Annotated in this window: 13 protein-coding genes; 9 read left to right on the forward strand and 4 right to left on the reverse strand. The window is 72.4% G+C overall.

Annotated elements, in window-relative coordinates:
• The first annotated feature begins 121 nt into the window (after window positions 1-121).
• The 4 genes from ABZT47_RS11075 to ABZT47_RS11090 all read left to right on the forward strand — a co-directional run bounded on the left by ABZT47_RS11075 (window position 122) and on the right by ABZT47_RS11090 (window position 4,877).
• Entirely contained in the window at window positions 122-1,483 is a 1,362-nt protein-coding gene (locus tag ABZT47_RS11075) for an extracellular solute-binding protein (protein WP_354838914.1), read from the forward strand.
• Window positions 1,484-1,563: 80 nt separating this feature from the next.
• On the forward strand, window positions 1,564-2,505 hold the full coding sequence (locus ABZT47_RS11080) for a sugar ABC transporter permease (RefSeq protein ID WP_354838917.1): 942 nt from the start codon (window positions 1,564-1,566) through the stop codon (window positions 2,503-2,505).
• Window positions 2,505-3,386, forward strand: a complete 882-nt coding sequence (locus ABZT47_RS11085) for a carbohydrate ABC transporter permease (protein ID WP_354838920.1) — start codon at window positions 2,505-2,507, stop codon at window positions 3,384-3,386. Before ABZT47_RS11080 ends, ABZT47_RS11085 begins: the two co-directional genes overlap by 1 nt.
• Window positions 3,387-3,755: 369 nt before the next feature.
• Window positions 3,756-4,877, forward strand: coding sequence for a glycosyltransferase (locus ABZT47_RS11090; protein ID WP_354838923.1), 1,122 nt, complete (start codon window positions 3,756-3,758; stop codon window positions 4,875-4,877).
• A gap of 63 nt (window positions 4,878-4,940) precedes the next feature.
• On the opposite strand, the gene ABZT47_RS11095 is transcribed toward ABZT47_RS11090, so the two are convergent.
• Complete coding sequence (locus ABZT47_RS11095; protein WP_354838926.1) at window positions 4,941-6,569, reverse strand: isovaleryl-CoA dehydrogenase; 1,629 nt, start codon at window positions 6,567-6,569, stop codon at window positions 4,941-4,943.
• Between the two features lie 144 nt (window positions 6,570-6,713).
• On the opposite strand from ABZT47_RS11095, the gene ABZT47_RS11100 reads away from it, so the two are divergent.
• From ABZT47_RS11100 to ABZT47_RS11110, 3 genes are all read left to right on the forward strand, one after another.
• Window positions 6,714-7,271 carry a sigma-70 family RNA polymerase sigma factor gene (locus tag ABZT47_RS11100; RefSeq protein ID WP_354838929.1) on the forward strand — a complete coding sequence of 186 codons (558 nt, stop codon included), beginning with the start codon at window positions 6,714-6,716 and terminating at the stop codon, window positions 7,269-7,271.
• 2 nt (window positions 7,272-7,273) lie between these two features.
• Window positions 7,274-8,386, forward strand: coding sequence for a maleylpyruvate isomerase family mycothiol-dependent enzyme (locus ABZT47_RS11105; RefSeq protein WP_354838932.1), 1,113 nt, complete (start codon window positions 7,274-7,276; stop codon window positions 8,384-8,386).
• Window positions 8,387-8,507: 121 nt separating this feature from the next.
• Window positions 8,508-9,356 (forward strand): DUF1707 domain-containing protein, encoded by an 849-nt coding sequence (locus ABZT47_RS11110; protein ID WP_354838935.1) that lies wholly within the window; start codon window positions 8,508-8,510, stop codon window positions 9,354-9,356.
• 118 nt (window positions 9,357-9,474) lie between these two features.
• On the opposite strand, the gene ABZT47_RS11115 is transcribed toward ABZT47_RS11110, so the two are convergent.
• The 3 genes from ABZT47_RS11115 to ABZT47_RS11125 form a co-directional block, all read right to left on the reverse strand.
• Window positions 9,475-10,110, reverse strand: a complete 636-nt coding sequence (locus ABZT47_RS11115) for a GPP34 family phosphoprotein (RefSeq protein ID WP_354838938.1) — start codon at window positions 10,108-10,110, stop codon at window positions 9,475-9,477.
• A gap of 86 nt (window positions 10,111-10,196) precedes the next feature.
• Window positions 10,197-10,475 carry a hypothetical protein gene (locus tag ABZT47_RS11120; RefSeq protein WP_354838941.1) on the reverse strand — a complete coding sequence of 93 codons (279 nt, stop codon included), beginning with the start codon at window positions 10,473-10,475 and terminating at the stop codon, window positions 10,197-10,199.
• A complete protein-coding gene (locus ABZT47_RS11125) occupies window positions 10,472-11,353 on the reverse strand; it encodes an SPFH domain-containing protein (protein WP_354839709.1) in 882 nt (293 codons plus the stop codon). The genes ABZT47_RS11120 and ABZT47_RS11125 overlap by 4 nt, the downstream gene beginning before the upstream one ends.
• A gap of 250 nt (window positions 11,354-11,603) precedes the next feature.
• Here ABZT47_RS11125 and ABZT47_RS11130 point away from each other — a divergent pair, with 250 nt between their 5' ends.
• Window positions 11,604-14,117 (forward strand): molybdopterin cofactor-binding domain-containing protein, encoded by a 2,514-nt coding sequence (locus ABZT47_RS11130; RefSeq protein WP_354839712.1) that lies wholly within the window; start codon window positions 11,604-11,606, stop codon window positions 14,115-14,117.
• Window positions 14,114-15,031: an FAD binding domain-containing protein gene (locus ABZT47_RS11135; RefSeq protein WP_354838944.1), complete on the forward strand. Its 918-nt coding sequence runs from the start codon at window positions 14,114-14,116 to the stop codon at window positions 15,029-15,031. The genes ABZT47_RS11130 and ABZT47_RS11135 overlap by 4 nt, the downstream gene beginning before the upstream one ends.
• Window positions 15,032-15,064 lie beyond the last annotated feature (33 nt).

A 15,064-nucleotide genomic window follows, 5' to 3' on the forward strand; every position in this document is an offset into this window, starting at 1 on the left:
GGATCGGCAATGGGAACCGGGCACGGGGTGTGTCACCCGTGCCCGGTTCCGCCGATCATCCGGCCTCAGCGGTGGCGCATGGACCTTGTGCGCCACGACCCCCCCAAAGGGAGAACATCCAATGAAGAGAAAGTCCCTCATAACCGCGGCGGCCCTGCTCGCCGCCGCGGGCGCGCTCGCGGCCTGCTCCCCCGACCAGGGCAAGAGCACGGCCAATCCGGGCGGAAACAACGCGAGCAGCTGCACCAACACGATCACCAAGAAGGATCTGCCGGTCGTGACGATGTGGGGCTGGTACCCCAACACGCAGCTCATCGTCGACAACTTCAACAAGCAGAACAACGAGGTGCAGGTCTGCTGGACCAACGTCGGCCAGGGCGGCGACGAGTACCAGAAGTTCCAGACGGCCATCTCCGCGGGCACCGGCGCGCCCGACGTGATCATGGTCGAGATGGACCGCATCCCGACCTTCCAAATCCAGAACGCGCTCGTCGACATCAGGAAGTACGGCTTCGACGCGGTCAAGGCCAACTACAGCGAGGGCGCCTGGAAGGACGTCTCGGTCGGTGAGGCCGTCTACGGCGTGCCGGTCGACGGCGGCCCGCTGGCGATGATCTACCGCAAGGACGTCTTCGACAAGTACAAGATCACGCCGCCGAAGACCTGGGACGAGTACGAGAAGGCCGCGCAGAAGGTGAAGGACGCGGGGGGTCCGAACTTCGGCGACCTCGGCGCCAACGTGCCGGCGCTGCTGATGGCGCTGCAGATCCAGAAGGGCGCCGCTCCGTTCACCTACGACCCGGCGCAGCCGAAGTCGATCGGGGTCAAACTCAACGACCAGGCGTCCAAGGACGTGTTCGACTACTGGGGAGGCCTGGCGAAGAAGGGCCTGGTCGGGACCCAGGACCAGTTCACTCCCGAGTACATCTCAGGTGTGATCAACGGCAAGTACGCCACCTACATCTCGGCGGCCTGGGCGCCCGGCTACCTCACCGGCGCCGGCGTCGGCAAGGGCAAGGACACCGGCAAGTTCGCGGTGGCGCCGCTCCCGCAGTGGGACCCGGCCAACCCGGTGCAGGTGAACTGGGGCGGGTCGGCCTTCTCGGTGACCAGCCAGGCGAAGAACCCCGAACTCGCGGCGAAGGTGGCCTACGGCCTGTACGCCGACGACGACTCGCTCAAGGACGGCTGGACCAACCAGGTCATCTTCCCGCTGAACCTCAAGGCGCTGAAGTCCCCCGAGTTCGTGGACGCCAAGGTGGGCTTCTTCAACGGCCAGCAGGCGAACAAGGAGGTCTACGTCCCCGCGGCGGACGCCTACAAGGGCGTCACCTACAGCCCGTTCGGCCAGTACTACTTCGACGCCATGACCAAGCAGGTCAGCGCGATGATCGAAGGCTCGGCCACCGGCGCGCAGGCCGCCGACCGGCTGCAGGAGGACGTGGCGGCGTACGCCAAGGAACAAGGATTCACCGTCCAGTGACACCACGGGCGGGCCGTGCCGTCCTCTCGGCCGGCCGGCCCGCCCACGATCTCCCAGCGTCGACATTCCCGGAGCCCAAGATGACCCTCCTGATCGAGGAGAGCGCACCGCGCACTGAAGACAAGACATCCAAGATCCACGGCAAGGTGCGCCTGCGCGAGCATCTCATGGGGTGGCTCTTCGTCGGGCCGTTCGCGATCGTCTTCCTGGCGTTGCTCATCGCGCCGCTCGCCTACGCGCTGTACCTCAGCCTGTTCCAGAAGAAGCTGATCGGCGGCACCAGCTTCGTCCTGTTCGACAACTACGCCAAGGCGTTCACCGACCCGAGTTTCCTGTCCGGGGCGTGGTTCGTCATCCGCTTCTCGCTGGTGGCCATCCCGCTGCAGATCGTCATCGCGCTCGCCATGGCGCTCATCCTTGACGCCGTGACGACGTTGTTCACCCGGTTCTCCCGGCTGATGATCTTCCTGCCGTACGCGATCCCCACGGTCATCGGCGCCGTCATGTGGGGCTTTCTGTACAGCAAGAGCTTCGGGCCGCTCACCGACATCTTCGGGTTGTTCGGCGGCACCGCGCCCGACTTCTTCAGCAAGAATCTGATCTTCTACGCCCTGATCAACGTCGTCACCTGGCAGTGGGCCGGCTACTACATGATCATCCTGTACGCGGCGCTCCAGGGCATCGACCCGACGCTCTACGAGGCCGCCCGCATGGACGGCGCCGGCAGATGGCAGACCGCGCTGCGGATCAAGATCCCGCTGATCGCCCCCGCGATCTTCCTCATCCTGGTCTTCTCGCTCATCGGCACCCTGCAGTTCTTCAACGAGCCGCAGATCCTGCGCTACCTCGCGGCCGGCACGATCACACCGGACTTCACCCCCAACATGTACGCGTACGCGCAGGCGTTCAAGCTCGCCAACTTCAACTACGGATCGGCGATCTCCTTCGCCCTCGGCGGCATCGTGTTCGTCTGCGTCTACGCCTTCCTGTTCTTCACCCGCAAGCGGAGGAGCTTCCTCTGATGACCACCCTCTCCCGCGCCGCCGGACGCCGAAGGCCGCAACGCCACCTTCCCCTGCAGGTGCTCCTCGGCTTCCTGGTCGTGTACTTCCTCGTCCCGTTCTGGTGGGTCATCGTCAACAGCTCCAAGGACGCCCCCGGCCTGTTCAGCGGCGGCAACACGCTGTGGTTCACCGACAACGTCGACTACTTCGGCAACCTCGAGCGCCTGTTCACCTACGACGGCGGCATCTACGGCAGGTGGATACTCAACTCCACGCTGTACGCGCTGGCGGGCGGGATCGGGGCCACCATCCTCGCCGTCATGGCCGGCTACGGGTTCGCCAAATACCGGTTCGCCGGCCGGCGCTTCACCTTCTCGGTGCTGCTCGGCGCGTTGATGGTGCCCGGAACGGCGCTGGTGATCCCCACCTTCATCATGTTCTCCGGGCTCGGCCTGACCAACACGATCTGGGCGGTGATCCTGCCGTCGCTTCTCAACCCGTTCGGCGTCTACCTGATGCACGTGTACGCGCGCGACGCCGTCCCCGACGAGATCCTCGACGCGGCTCGGGTCGACGGCGCGGGGGAGATGCGGACGTTCTTCCGGGTCGCCTTCCCGCTGATGCGGCCGGCGGTGGTGACCGTGCTGCTGCTGTCCGCCGTGGCGTCCTGGAACAACTACTTCCTGCCCCTCGCCATGCTCTCCGACAACCGCCTGTTCCCGGTCACCGTCGGCCTCGGCGTCTGGCAGGGGATCGCCTCGGCGAACAACTCGGGCGGCACCTCCCTGTGGAGCCTCATCATCATGGGCGCCCTGGTGTCGGTGGTCCCCCTCATCATCGCCTTCTTCACCCTCCAGCGGCACTGGCGCGGCGGCCTGTCGGTCGGCGGCCTGAGGTAGCCGCGGCTCGGAAGACCTCCGGGCGTGGTGGAGATGTCGTATCCACCACACCCGGAGGTCTTCCTGTTCTCAACGTCGATTCGCACCCCACGAGAAGAAATAGCCATAATGCGCCGCATATGTAGTGGAGATTGTCGTGAAGTGGGACGGCGGGCCGCCCGGCGCTACCGTCCGTGAGCGGTCTGCCACGGGATTGTGCCGACAATGGGCTTTGCGCAGCGTATTGGCATCGGTCGGCCGGCTTCAGGACGAGGGATACCGCTCCCACAATCGTTGCACTGAACTTGCGGACGGTTGATAATTCTGGTCGCGACGGCGTTCGACGTGACCGTGTCGGTCGTCCTCTGCCGCCCATTCACCGGAGGTTCCGTGAAGGTCAGCGTCGTCATTCCAGCCTTCAACGCGCGGAGCAAGTTGCGCCTGTTGTTATACACGCTCGCGCACAGCGTGCTCGATCCGGAGGACTCCTTCGAGCTCGTCGTCGCCGACGACGGCTCCACCGACGGCACCGGCGAGATGGTCGCCGAGCTGTCCGGCCATGACGATCTGACCTACCTCTACCTTCCGCGCACCGAACGGTCGAGCCGGGCCGCCGCCCGTAACGCGGCCATCGCCAAGGCCACCGGCGAGCTCGTCGTCATGGTCGACGCCGATACGGTGGTCGGGCCGACCTTCCTCGCCGAACACGTCCGTTACCACCGGCTCAGGAATGACCTCGTCGTGATCGGCGCTCGCCCGGACCTCGGAGACGGGGACTTCGACGAGGAGCGCCTCAGCCGCGAATTCGCCTTCGACGCCATGCCCGCCGTCGCCTGGGGTGATCCGCGCGAGAAGGTGCTGGCCGAATTCTCGGGCAACATGAACCGGCTCGCCATCTGCTGGCATCTCCTGTTCTCCTGCAACGCCTCGGTGCGCGTCGAGCACCTGCGCCGCATCGGCGGTTTCGACGAGGCATTTCTCGGCTGGGGACTCGAGGACACCGACCTTGGATATCGGCTGCGGCAGGCGGGACTGGCCTTCGCTTTCAGCGCCTCGGCCGTGGCGTACCACCAGCGGCGCCGGGGGATAGACGCCGGAATGTACGACGACTGGGTCCGCAATCTCGCCTACATGACGGCCAAGCACCAAGCGCCCGAAGTGGCGATCCAGTCGATCGTCGGCCTCGCCATGAACCCCGCCGGCGGGCGGATCGGCTGGGTGGAGGCGATGCGCTGCTTCGAGGTCGCCGCGCGGGCCCTCGATGGCCGGCCGCCGGTGCCCCGCACCTACCGGCTCATGGTGGTCGAGGAGGACACGGTCGACGCCGCGATGGCGGAGTTGGCGGCCCGCGGTGCGACGAGCGATCTTCTGATCATCGACGAGACCCGCGGCGCCGAGCTGTCCGGCCCGGTCCAGTGTATGGACACCCCGGGCGAGCTGCTCTACTTCCACCGGCCGTCGGTGACGCGGCGAGCCGAGATCCTCAGCCGCTACCCGGTGGCCGGCCGATGAGCGCCGATCCCGGGCCCGCGCGGCTCCCTCCGCGAACGACCCCCTCCTGACCACCCGTACTTCTCAGGCGAACCTCACCCCGGCCCGTCCGATGATCGCGTCGAGGTCCGCGCCGGGCGGCAGGCCGCCGTACGCGAGACTGCGATCAGGGCTCAGGCGGGAGGCGCAGAAGGCGTCGGCGACGGCCGGCGGGCTGTGCCTGACCAGCAGGGACGCCTGGAAGACCAGGGCCACGCGCTCGACGATCCGGCGGCCGCGGTGTTCGAGGGCGGCGGGGTCGGCCAGGGAGTCCTTCGCCTCGCGCACGGCCGCGTCCAGGCGGGAGTCGGCGCCCTTCGCCAGGTCGACCTCGCCGAAGAAGGCGTCCAGGTTGTCCGGATCCTTCGCCATCGACCTGAGCACGTCCAGGGCGGCCACGTTGCCCGAGCCCTCCCAGATGCCGTTGAGCGGGGACTCGCGGAACAACCGCGGCATCTGCGACTCCTCGACGTACCCGTTGCCGCCCAGGCACTCCAGCGACTCCGCCGCGTGCGCCGGAGCCCGCTTGCACACCCAGTACTTGGCCGCCGCCAGGGCCGTGCGGCGCAACGCCCCCTCGCCGGTGTCGCCGCGGATCGCCCGGTCGGTCGCACCGGCCAGGCGCAGCATGACCGCGGTCGCCGCCTCCGACTCAAGGACCAGGTCGGCCAGCACGTTGCGCATCAACGGCTGATCGGCGAGCGCCTCGCCGAACGCCCTGCGGTGGGTGGCGTGGTGGACGGCCTGCGTCACCCCGTACCGCATGCCGGCGGCCGAGCCGATGACGCAGTCCAGGCGCGTCATGTTGACCATCTCGATGATCGTGCGCACGCCGCGGCCCTCCTCGCCGACCAGGCGGGCCACCGCCCCCTCGTACTCGACCTCGGCCGAGGCGTTGGACCTGTTGCCCAGCTTGTCCTTCAGGCGCATGATCCGCATCGCGTTGCGCGAGCCGTCCGGCAGCACCCGGGGGAGCAGGAAGCACGACAGCCCGCCGGGGGCCTGCGCGAGCACCAGGAAGACGTCGCACATCGGCGCCGAGTTGAACCACTTGTGGCCGGTGATCGCGTACGTGCCGTCGCCCAGCGGCTCGGCGCGGGTGGTGTTGGCGCGCACGTCGGAGCCGCCCTGCTTCTCGGTCATCGCCATCCCGGCCAGCACCCCGCGCTTCGCGGCGGCCGGGCGCAGCCCGAAGTCGTAGCCGCGGGAGGTCAGCAGGGGCTCCCACTCCGCCGCCAGGGCCGGGGTGTGCCGAAGCGCCGCCACGCTGGCGTAGGTCATCGAGATCGGGCAGCCGTGGCCCGCCTCCACCTGCGACCACACGTAGAACTTGGCCGCGCGCGCCACGTGGGCGCCCGGCCGGGGCGAGGCCCACGGCGTGGCGTGCAGGCCGTGCTCGACGGCCACGGCCATCAGCTCGTGCCAGGCCGGATGGAACTCCACCTCGTCGACGCGGTTGCCGTACCGGTCGTGGGTGCGCAGCACCGGCGGGTACTCGTTGGCCAGCCGCCCCCATTCCTGGGCCCTGGCCGACCCGGCGAGCGTTCCCAGGGTGCGCAGCTCCCCGAGGGCCCAGTCGGCGCCCTCCCGCCGCACGCCCTCCACCATGCCGGGGTCGGCGGACACGTCGTGGCCGGTGAGCGGGGGGACCTGGTTGGTGACGTCGTGCGTCAAGAGAGCCTCCGGGCGGTGTCGGTGCGTGGCGGTGCGGTGCGGTCCGGTGCCGAACGCCTCTTGCATGCGCGCTCAGGCATCCATCTCAACATTTCCCCGGAACAGTGGGATGCTCGGGTCGCTGACCAAGGAAGGGTGGGACCGGTGGAGGCCCCTGGAACGACCGACGACCGGCTGTTGCACCAGCGCGTCGTCGGCGGGGACGAGAGCGCGCTGAGCGAGGTGCACGACCGGCTGTATCCGCTGGTGCTGGGGCTCGCGCTGCGGGTCACGCGCGACCGGGTCGTCGCCGAGGACATCGTGCAGGAGGTCTTCGTCACCTTCTGGGAGCGCCCGCTGGCGTTCGACCCCGACCGGGGGTCGCTGCGCGGGTGGCTCGCCACCATCGCCCACCGGCGGGCCGTCGACCACGTCCGCACCGAGGAACGCCACCGCGTCTCGGCGCTCGGTCCCCGCCTGACCGATCCCGAGCCGAGCCCGCTGGAAGACTGGGTCCTGGCCGCCGACGAGGCCGCCCGCGTGCGGCTGGCCGTCAGCCGGCTCCCCGGCGAGGTCCGGGAGGCGATCGAACTCGCGTACTACCGTGGCCGTACCTATCGTCAGGCGGCCGCCGAGCTGGGGCTGCCCGAGGGCACCGTCAAGTCCCGCATCCGGCTGGGCCTGCGCAGGCTCGCCGACGAGCTCGCCGAGAAGGAGGTGTGACGGTGGACCACCACTCCGGCCCGTCCGGCGACCCCTCCGGCCCCTCCACGTCCCCCACGTCCCCCACGTCCCCCACGTCCCCCTCCACGTCGTCCACGTCCGCGACCTCCTCCACCCGCCACGGCCCGCCGGTGCCCGCCTTCCACGGCGTGGCCGCCGACGGCCACGAGCCCGCGCCGGGCGGCGAGTTCGGCGCGTACGGCGTGCCCGTCGCCTCCGACCCGGTGACCCGGCTGAGCCTGGACGCGCTGGTCGAGGCCGCCGCCGATGCCCCGGGCGGCGCGCTCTCCCGGCTGATGACGGCCGCCCGGTCGGCGCGCCGCCCCGCCGCCACCACGGGGGTCGCCGCGCCGTACGCCGCGCGGGTCGCCGCCATGGACGCCCTGCTCGCCTCGGCGACGCCCGCCGACTGGTCGGCGCGCATCGTCGAAGGCTGGACGCTGCAGCAGCTCATCGCCCACCTGGCCGCCACCGACAGCCTGGTCGCCGACGCCATCGGCGCGCCGGTCGCGGGCCCGGCGGTCGCCTCCCCGGAGGTCCTGGCCCGCACGGCCGACATGATCGCGTTCGCGGCCGGGCAGGACCCTGAGCGCACCCGGGCCGACTGGCGCCTCCAGGCCGAGGCGATCTGCGCGCACGCCGCCTCGATGGACCCGGCCACGGTCATCGCGCCGGGCGGCATCGGCTTCCCCGTCTCCGACCATCTGCTCGCCCGCATGCTGGAGACCTGGATCCACACCGACGACACCGCGGCGGTGCTGGGCCGCCCTCTTCCCCTGCCGCTGGACGGGCACATCCACCCGACGGCCGACTTCTGCGCCAGGCTGGTGCCGTGGACGATGCTGCTGTCGGGCATGCAGGGCGGCGACCGCGCGATCCGCCTCACGCTGACCGGTCCGGGGGGCGGCGCGTGGCACGTTCCGCTCGACGTGGCCCGCCCGGCCGTGCCCGACGACGGCTCGCCCGTCCAGGCCGCGATCACCTGCGAGGCCATGGCCTTCTGTTTCCTGCTCGGCGGACGCGGCGCCCCGGCCGAGTTCCCCGCGCAGGTGGAGGGGGACGCAGGCCTGGTCCGCGACGTCCTGCACGCCGCCCCCGCCCTCTCCGGACCCTGACGCGCGCTCGCCTCGCGCCGGTTCCCGCCGGTCCGCCGGTCGTCCGGCGGGTGGAGGCGCGCGGCGAGATCCTCCTTACGGAGGATCGTGACATGGCGTGATGCCGCGCTAGATTCGAGCCATGAATGATCCGGGTGGTATGCGCGCCTCGGACGCCGAGCGCGAGGCCGTCGTCGAACGGCTCAGAGAGGCCTCCGTCGAAGGACGCCTGACGCTCTCCGAGCTGACCGAGCGCACCGAGGCCGCCTACCTGGCCGCCACCCACGCCGAACTGGCCCAGATCACCGCCGACCTGCCGGATGGCGTGCCGCAGGCCGCCGCCTACCCGTCGTCCCCGCCCCCGTCCCCGCGTACGGGCAGGGCCCGGCGGTGGTACGTCGCCGTCATGGGCGACACCAAGCGGCGCGGCAAGTGGCGCGTCGACCAGGAGATCGGCGCGGTCGCCGTGATGGGCGATGTGACGATCGACCTGCGCGAGGCCGAGGTGCGCTCCAACGAGGTCGACATCGTCGCCACGGCGGTGATGGGCGATATCAAGATCATCGTGCCCGACGGCGTGGACGTGGACCTCACCGGCATCGCGGTCATGCGCGACAAGCGGGTGGACGTCCTGGAGGCCCCGCCGGGGCAGCACGTCCCCGTGGTGCGCGTCCGGGCGTACGCCGTGATGGGCGACGTCAGGGTCATCGGAGACTCCCAGGCCAAGCCGATCCAGCGAGCATGGTTCGCCTGGAGCGAGTGGTGGCAGGAAAGGCGCGGCGAGATGCACGCCGGACGCCGCGACCACCTGCTCGGGATGCGCGAGCAGCGCCATGAGCTGCACCGGGCCCACGAGGAGGTGCGGCGCGCCCACCACGAGGCGATGCGCGAGGTCCGCGACGGCCTGCGCCAGGCCCGCCGCGACTCCCGCCGTGACGGCCGCCGCGGCGGCCCCTTCCCTCCGCCCCCGCCGCCGCCCCCGTACGGCTGACCACCGCTTCCGCCGGGCCGACTCGCCGGCCTCGCAGGGGCGCGCCGAGCTTGTGGTCCCGGTCCGGTCGAGCCGAGCTTCGCGCGAGAGCCCGGCCCGGTCGCCGGGGAGCGCCGGGTCAGGAACCGGCGGCCGCGGCCTGGGCGGCCTGGATGGCCTTGTGCAGGGCCCGGGGCACCGGGGCCACGACGACGCCGAGTGCCTCGCCGCGTTCGCGCACGGCCCGCCACTGCCGCCACGGCATGACGGTTCTGAGCCTGATCACCGACGCCAGGGCGGTGAGCGCGGCGTCGCGGGGCTCGACCCGTGACAGGGGTTGCCCGCCGCGCATGGCCGAAGAGACCGTCGAGGTCAGCCGCCGCACCACCCGGGTGTCGCGGACCGTCACCTTGGCCAGCGGGATGACGCCGAGCAGGCGGGTGCGCCGCACGCGGATCCAGCCGCCGGCCTCCAACTGGTCGCGCACCTGGCGGACGGCGCGGTGCGAGCCCTTGTTCACCCAGTGCTGCCAGGTGCGCCGCCGGGACGCGGTGATCTGCTGGAGGGCGGCGTCGAGCACGGCGTCGTCCGGGACGGCGGGCCGGGAGGCGACCGGGCCGCCGGTCGCGTCGTCCAGGCAGCCGCGCAGCAGCAGCTCGGCCAGGATCCCGGCGCGCATCAGGTAGCCGAGCTTCCAGCGAGCGGTCGGCCGCCCGCGCTCGATGTCGTAGGCCAGCAGGTACAGCCGTTGGGGCAGGGAGCCGGGCAGGTCCACCGGTCGCTCCTCTCGGTCGTGTCGTGCGAGGGGTCCGGCCGGCGCGGCCCCGGCGAGGGGGCCGCGCGGCCGCGTGGCGTCTCAGGTCACTCGGAGCCGGGTTCGGCGGTTCCGGCGTCCGGGGCGGTCCCGCCGGTCTGATCTGCGGCGCCGGTCGGCGTCGAGTCGACGGGGTCCTTCGGGGGTCGGCCCCGTTTGGGCATGCCGCCCACGTCGCCGGGGAGCCGCCCCGCTCCGGCGAGCGCCCGCCGCAGCAGGAACTCGATCTGGGCGTTGGTGCTGCGCAGCTCATCCCCGGCCCAGCGGGTGATGGCGTCGTGGACCGCGGGGTCGAGCCGCAGGAGGATCTTCTTGCGTTCGTTCACTGGTACAGGGAGCCGGTGTTCACGACCGGCTGCACGTCCTTGTCGCCGCACAGCACGACCAGCAGGTTGCTGACCATGGTGGCCTTGCGCTCGTCGTCCAGGTCGACGACGTCGGCGGCGTCCAGGCGGTGCAGCGCGGCCTCCACCATGCCGACCGCGCCCTCCACGATCTGCCGCCGGGCGGCGACGATCGCGCCCGCCTGCTGGCGGCGCAGCATGGCCTGGGCGATCTCGGGGGCGTAGGACAGGCGGGTGATGCGCGACTCGATGACCCTGACCCCGGCCGAGGAGACGCGGGCGGCGATCTCGGCCGAGAGCTTGCCGGTGATCTCGTCGGCGTTGTCGCGCAGCGAGAGCTGGCCGTCGTCGTGGGAGTCGTAGGGGTAGTTGCCGGCGATGTGCCGGACGGCCGTCTCGGTCTGGATGGCCACGAACTCCACGAAGTCGTCCACCTCGAACACGGCCTTGGCGGTGTCCTCCACCTGCCACACCACGACCGCGGCCATCTCGATCGGGTTGCCGTCGGCGTCGTTGACCTTGGCCACGTCGGTCTCGTGGTTGCGGATGCGCGTCGAGACCGCGCGCCGCTGGGTGAAGGGAACGACCCACCGCAGGCCGTCGGCCCGCACCGTGCCGAGGTAGCGGCCGAGAAGCTGCACCACCCTGGCCTGGCCGGGCGCGATCGCCATCAGGCCGGTGAGCAGCAGGACGGCGACCACCAGGAGGGCCACCCCCGCGCCGATCACGCCGCCCGAGCCCTGCTCGCCCTGGGTCACCAGCACCGCCACGCCCGCCGCGGCGAGCAGCAGACACAGCCCGAGCACGGGCCAGCCCGAGACCTCGAGCGGCCGCCGCTCGCTCACGTGCGCCGCCGGCATCTCCACCGCGACCTCTTCCACCGTTCCCGCCTTGACCATGGTTTCCTCCGGGGGGTCTGTGCTTATGGCACAACCATAGCAAAGTGATATCACTTTGCAAGCCCGGAGCGATCGAAGGGGAATGACGAACGGTCGGCAGAGGCGGAGGAGGCCGACGATGTCCGCGTGATATTGCCAACGTCAACCCGGCTGCCGGAGACTGCGACGGACGATGTCGGTCATCTCGGACGGGAGCCCGCGCGTGAAGATCGTGGTCAACGGAGAGCCGATCGAGGTGGACGCCGGGGGCGACGAGGCGATGGTGGACGTCCTGCGCGACGGGCTCGGCCTCACCGGCGCCAAGGCGGCCTGCCGCACCGGGGTCTGCGGCGCGTGCACGATCATGGTGGACGGCGACCCGCACGTGAGCTGCCTGCTGCCCACCTCCGCCGTGGCCGAGCGCGAGGTCACCACCGTCGAGGGCCTGGACCACCCGGTCCAGCGGGCGTTCGCCGCGCACGACGGCCTGCAGTGCGGCTACTGCACTCCCGGCCTGGTGGTCCAGGCCGCCGCCTTCGTCGACGACTGGCGGGCCCGCAACGGCGACACCGCCCCGCCTCGCGCGCGCGTCGCCGCCGCCATGGCGGGGCACCTGTGCCGGTGCGGCGCCTACGAGGGCATCCACGCGGCGATCGCGGCGGCCTGCCGGGGTGAGCACGACGGCGCCGCCACCGCCCCGCCGGCCCGGGTGGAGGCGATGGACAAGGTCACCGGCCGGGCCCGGTACACCACCGACGTGCGGCCGCCCGGCCTGCTGGAAGGCGTGATCGTCCGCTCGGCCCGGGCGCACGCCCGCGTCACCTCGGTCGATTTGCCGGCCGCCCACGTGGTGGACCTGCTGCCCGCCGACCGCACCGTCCGCTACGCGGGGCAGCCGATCGCCGCGGTCGCCGCGGCCACCCGCGCCGAGGCGCTGGCGATCGCCGCACGCGCGGCGATCGGCTACGACCTCCTCCCGGCCGCCCTGGACGACGATCCCGCCGCGCCGCCCGTCTACGAGGACCAGGCCGCGCGGAAGCGCGCTCCCAGCCACAGCGAGGGCATGTCCCCGCCCGCCGGCTGGCAGGGCAACGTGCGCGGCCCCGTCGGCCTGCTGAGCAGGCGGGGCCGCGCCGCCGCCCGGCGCGTGGAGGCCGCGCGCGCCGCCGCCGACCCCCGGCTGGTCACCGGCGGGTTCACCACGGCCGTCCAGGCGCACACCCCGCTGGAGCCGCACGCCTGCGTGGCCCGCTGGGACGACTCGGGCGACCTGCACCTGCACGTCTCCACCCAGGCCGTCGGCGTCGTCGCCGAACAGGCCGCCAAGCGGTGGGGGCTGCCCGCCGGCCGGGTCCACGTCGTCGCCGAGCACGTCGGCGGCGGGTTCGGCGCCAAGGTCGGCGTGACCGTCGAGACCGTCGCGGCCGCCGAGCTCGCGCGGGCCTGCGGCGCGCCGGTGCGCGTGGTGCTCGGCCGCGACGAGGAGCTCGCCGACGCAGGCAACCGCCCCGGCACCCGCACCGAGATCGCCCTGCTCACCGACGACGCCGGCGACCTGGCGGCCCTGACCGTGGACGTGTACGGCCGCGGCGGCGTGGCCGTCGGCTCGGCCGTGGCCCTGCAGGCCCGGCTGATGTACGGGAAGGCGCCGCGGCGGCTGCGCGACTACGACGTGGTCACCAACGAGCCGCCCGGCGCGCCGTTCCGCGGCCCCGGGGCGCCGCCCCTGCTGTGGGCGCTGGAGCAGGTGGTGGACGAGGCCGCGCACCGCCGCGGCGAGGACCCGATCGCCCTGCGCCGCCGCTGGGACGGCAACCCCAAGCGGCGGGCGCTGTACGACCGGGCGGCGGCGCTGCCCCTGTGGACCGGACGGCCGGCCACCGGCGCCGGGTCGGGGCGTTTCCGCCGCGGCGTCGGCGTGGCCGCCGCCAACTGGATCTACGTCGTGGACCCGGGAACCGAGGTGGAACTGCGGGTCGAGGACGGCCTGGTCGTGGCCCGCACCGCCACCCAGGACATCGGGACCGGCGTCCGCGGCGTCATCGCGGCCGTGGTGGCCGAGGAGCTCGGCCTGCCCGCCGGGGCGGTGCGCGTCGAGATCGGCCGGACCGGGACCGTGCACGGGCCGGGCGCCATGAGCAGCCGCGGCACGGCCTCCGTCGGACCCGCGGCGCGCGACGCCGCCCGGCGGCTCCGCGAGTTCGGCCTGACCGAGGGAGCCCGCGTGGTCGGCGGGCGCCGCGGCGACCGGCGCGGCTACCTCACCCCGTTCGCCGTCGCCGGCATGGCGCTCGGTCGCGGGCTCAGCGGCGCCGTCCACGTCACCGAGGTCGAGGTGGACACCCGCCTCGGCGTGGTCCGGCCGCTGCGGGTGTGGGCCGGCATCGCGGCCGGGCACATCTACGCCGATCGCCTGGCGCGCAGCCAGTGCGAAGGCGGCGTCGTCCAGGGCGTCGGCTACGCCCTGTACGAGGAGCGCCACGTCGACCCGGCGACCGGCGTGGTGCTCACCACCGGCCTGGACGACTACCACCTGCCGGGCATCGGCGACTGCCCCGAGATCGAGGTGCACTTCCACCAGGAGGGGTGGGACCACGTCAACGGGCGGGGCGTCGGCATCGGCGAGGTCTCCACCATCGGCGTGGCCGCCTCGGTGGGCAACGCCGTCCACAACGCCACCGGCTGGCGCCCCCGCGACCTGCCCATCCGCCCCGACCGGCTCCTCGAAGGGATCACCGCCCGATGAACACCTCGCTCACCGGCATCGGCGAGGCCGCGCGGCGCGGCGGGGAACCCCGCGCGGGCGGCACCGACCTGATGTCCCGCCCCGCCGCCGGACCGCACATCGACCTGCACGGCCGGCCGGAACTGTCCGGCGTCGTCTGGCGGGAGGACGGCACGGTGCGCGTCGGCGCGCTGACCACGATCGCCGATCTGGCCGCCGACCCGCGTCTCGCCTCCGCCCACCCCTGCCTGGCGCTGACCGCGGCGGCCGTGGCGACGCCCGAGATCCGCGCGGTGGCCACGCTCGGCGGCAACCTGCTGCAGCGCAACCGGTGCCCGTACTTCCGCAGCCCGGCGTTCTCCTGCTTCCAGGACGGCGGCCACGACTGCCCGGCCCAGGACGGGCTCACCCTGCGCGCCGCGGTCGTGCGAACCGGTCCGTGCCTCGCCCCGCATCCCTCGTCCCTGGCCGTGGCGCTGCTCGCCTGCGAGGCGTCGGTGGAGGTGCACGGCGAGGCCCCGTTCCCCGTGGGCGAGCTGTACGGGGACGGCGCCGACCCCACGCGGGACCATCTGCTCCCGCCGGGCGCCATCCTCGCCGCCGTCGTGCTGCCGCCGCCGCGCGCGGGGGAGCGCGCCGCCTACCACCGGGCGACCGCCCGCGCGCACGCCGAATGGCCGCTGGCCGAGGCCGCGGCGCGGCTCGTGGTGGACGACGGCCGGGTGAGGTTCGCCCGGGTGGCGGTGGGCGGCGTCGCGCGCGTCCCCCTGCGCCTCACCGAGGTCGAGCACGCCCTGCTGGCCGGAGAACCCCTGGAACAGGCGGCCGCCCGCGCCGCCGCCCGGTGCACCCCCACGAGCCAGAACGCCTACAAAATCGCCCTGCTCACCGGCACCGTCCTGGAAACCCTGGAACAGGCAGCAGGTATGCGATGACCAGCCGGGGTGTCGCGCTGGTGTCGTAGAACC

Origin of the sequence: Sphaerisporangium sp. NPDC005289 (genome assembly GCF_040607455.1) — a bacterium.
In the GTDB taxonomy this organism is placed as follows: Bacteria; Actinomycetota; Actinomycetes; order Streptosporangiales; family Streptosporangiaceae; genus Sphaerisporangium; species Sphaerisporangium rhizosphaerae.

Excerpts from the sequence above, each read along its gene's own strand:
- ABZT47_RS11075 (WP_354838914.1), top strand. The coding sequence starts at position 122 with ATGAAGAGAAAGTCCCTCATAACCGCGGCGGCCCTGCTCGCCGCCGCG.
- ABZT47_RS11085 (WP_354838920.1), top strand. The coding sequence starts at position 2,505 with ATGACCACCCTCTCCCGCGCCGCCGGACGCCGAAGGCCGCAACGCCAC.
- ABZT47_RS11125 (WP_354839709.1), bottom strand. The coding sequence starts at position 11,353 with ATGCCGGCGGCGCACGTGAGCGAGCGGCGGCCGCTCGAGGTCTCGGGC.
- ABZT47_RS11110 (WP_354838935.1), top strand. The coding sequence starts at position 8,508 with ATGAATGATCCGGGTGGTATGCGCGCCTCGGACGCCGAGCGCGAGGCC.
- ABZT47_RS11080 (WP_354838917.1), top strand. The coding sequence starts at position 1,564 with ATGACCCTCCTGATCGAGGAGAGCGCACCGCGCACTGAAGACAAGACA.
- ABZT47_RS11135 (WP_354838944.1), top strand. The coding sequence starts at position 14,114 with ATGAACACCTCGCTCACCGGCATCGGCGAGGCCGCGCGGCGCGGCGGG.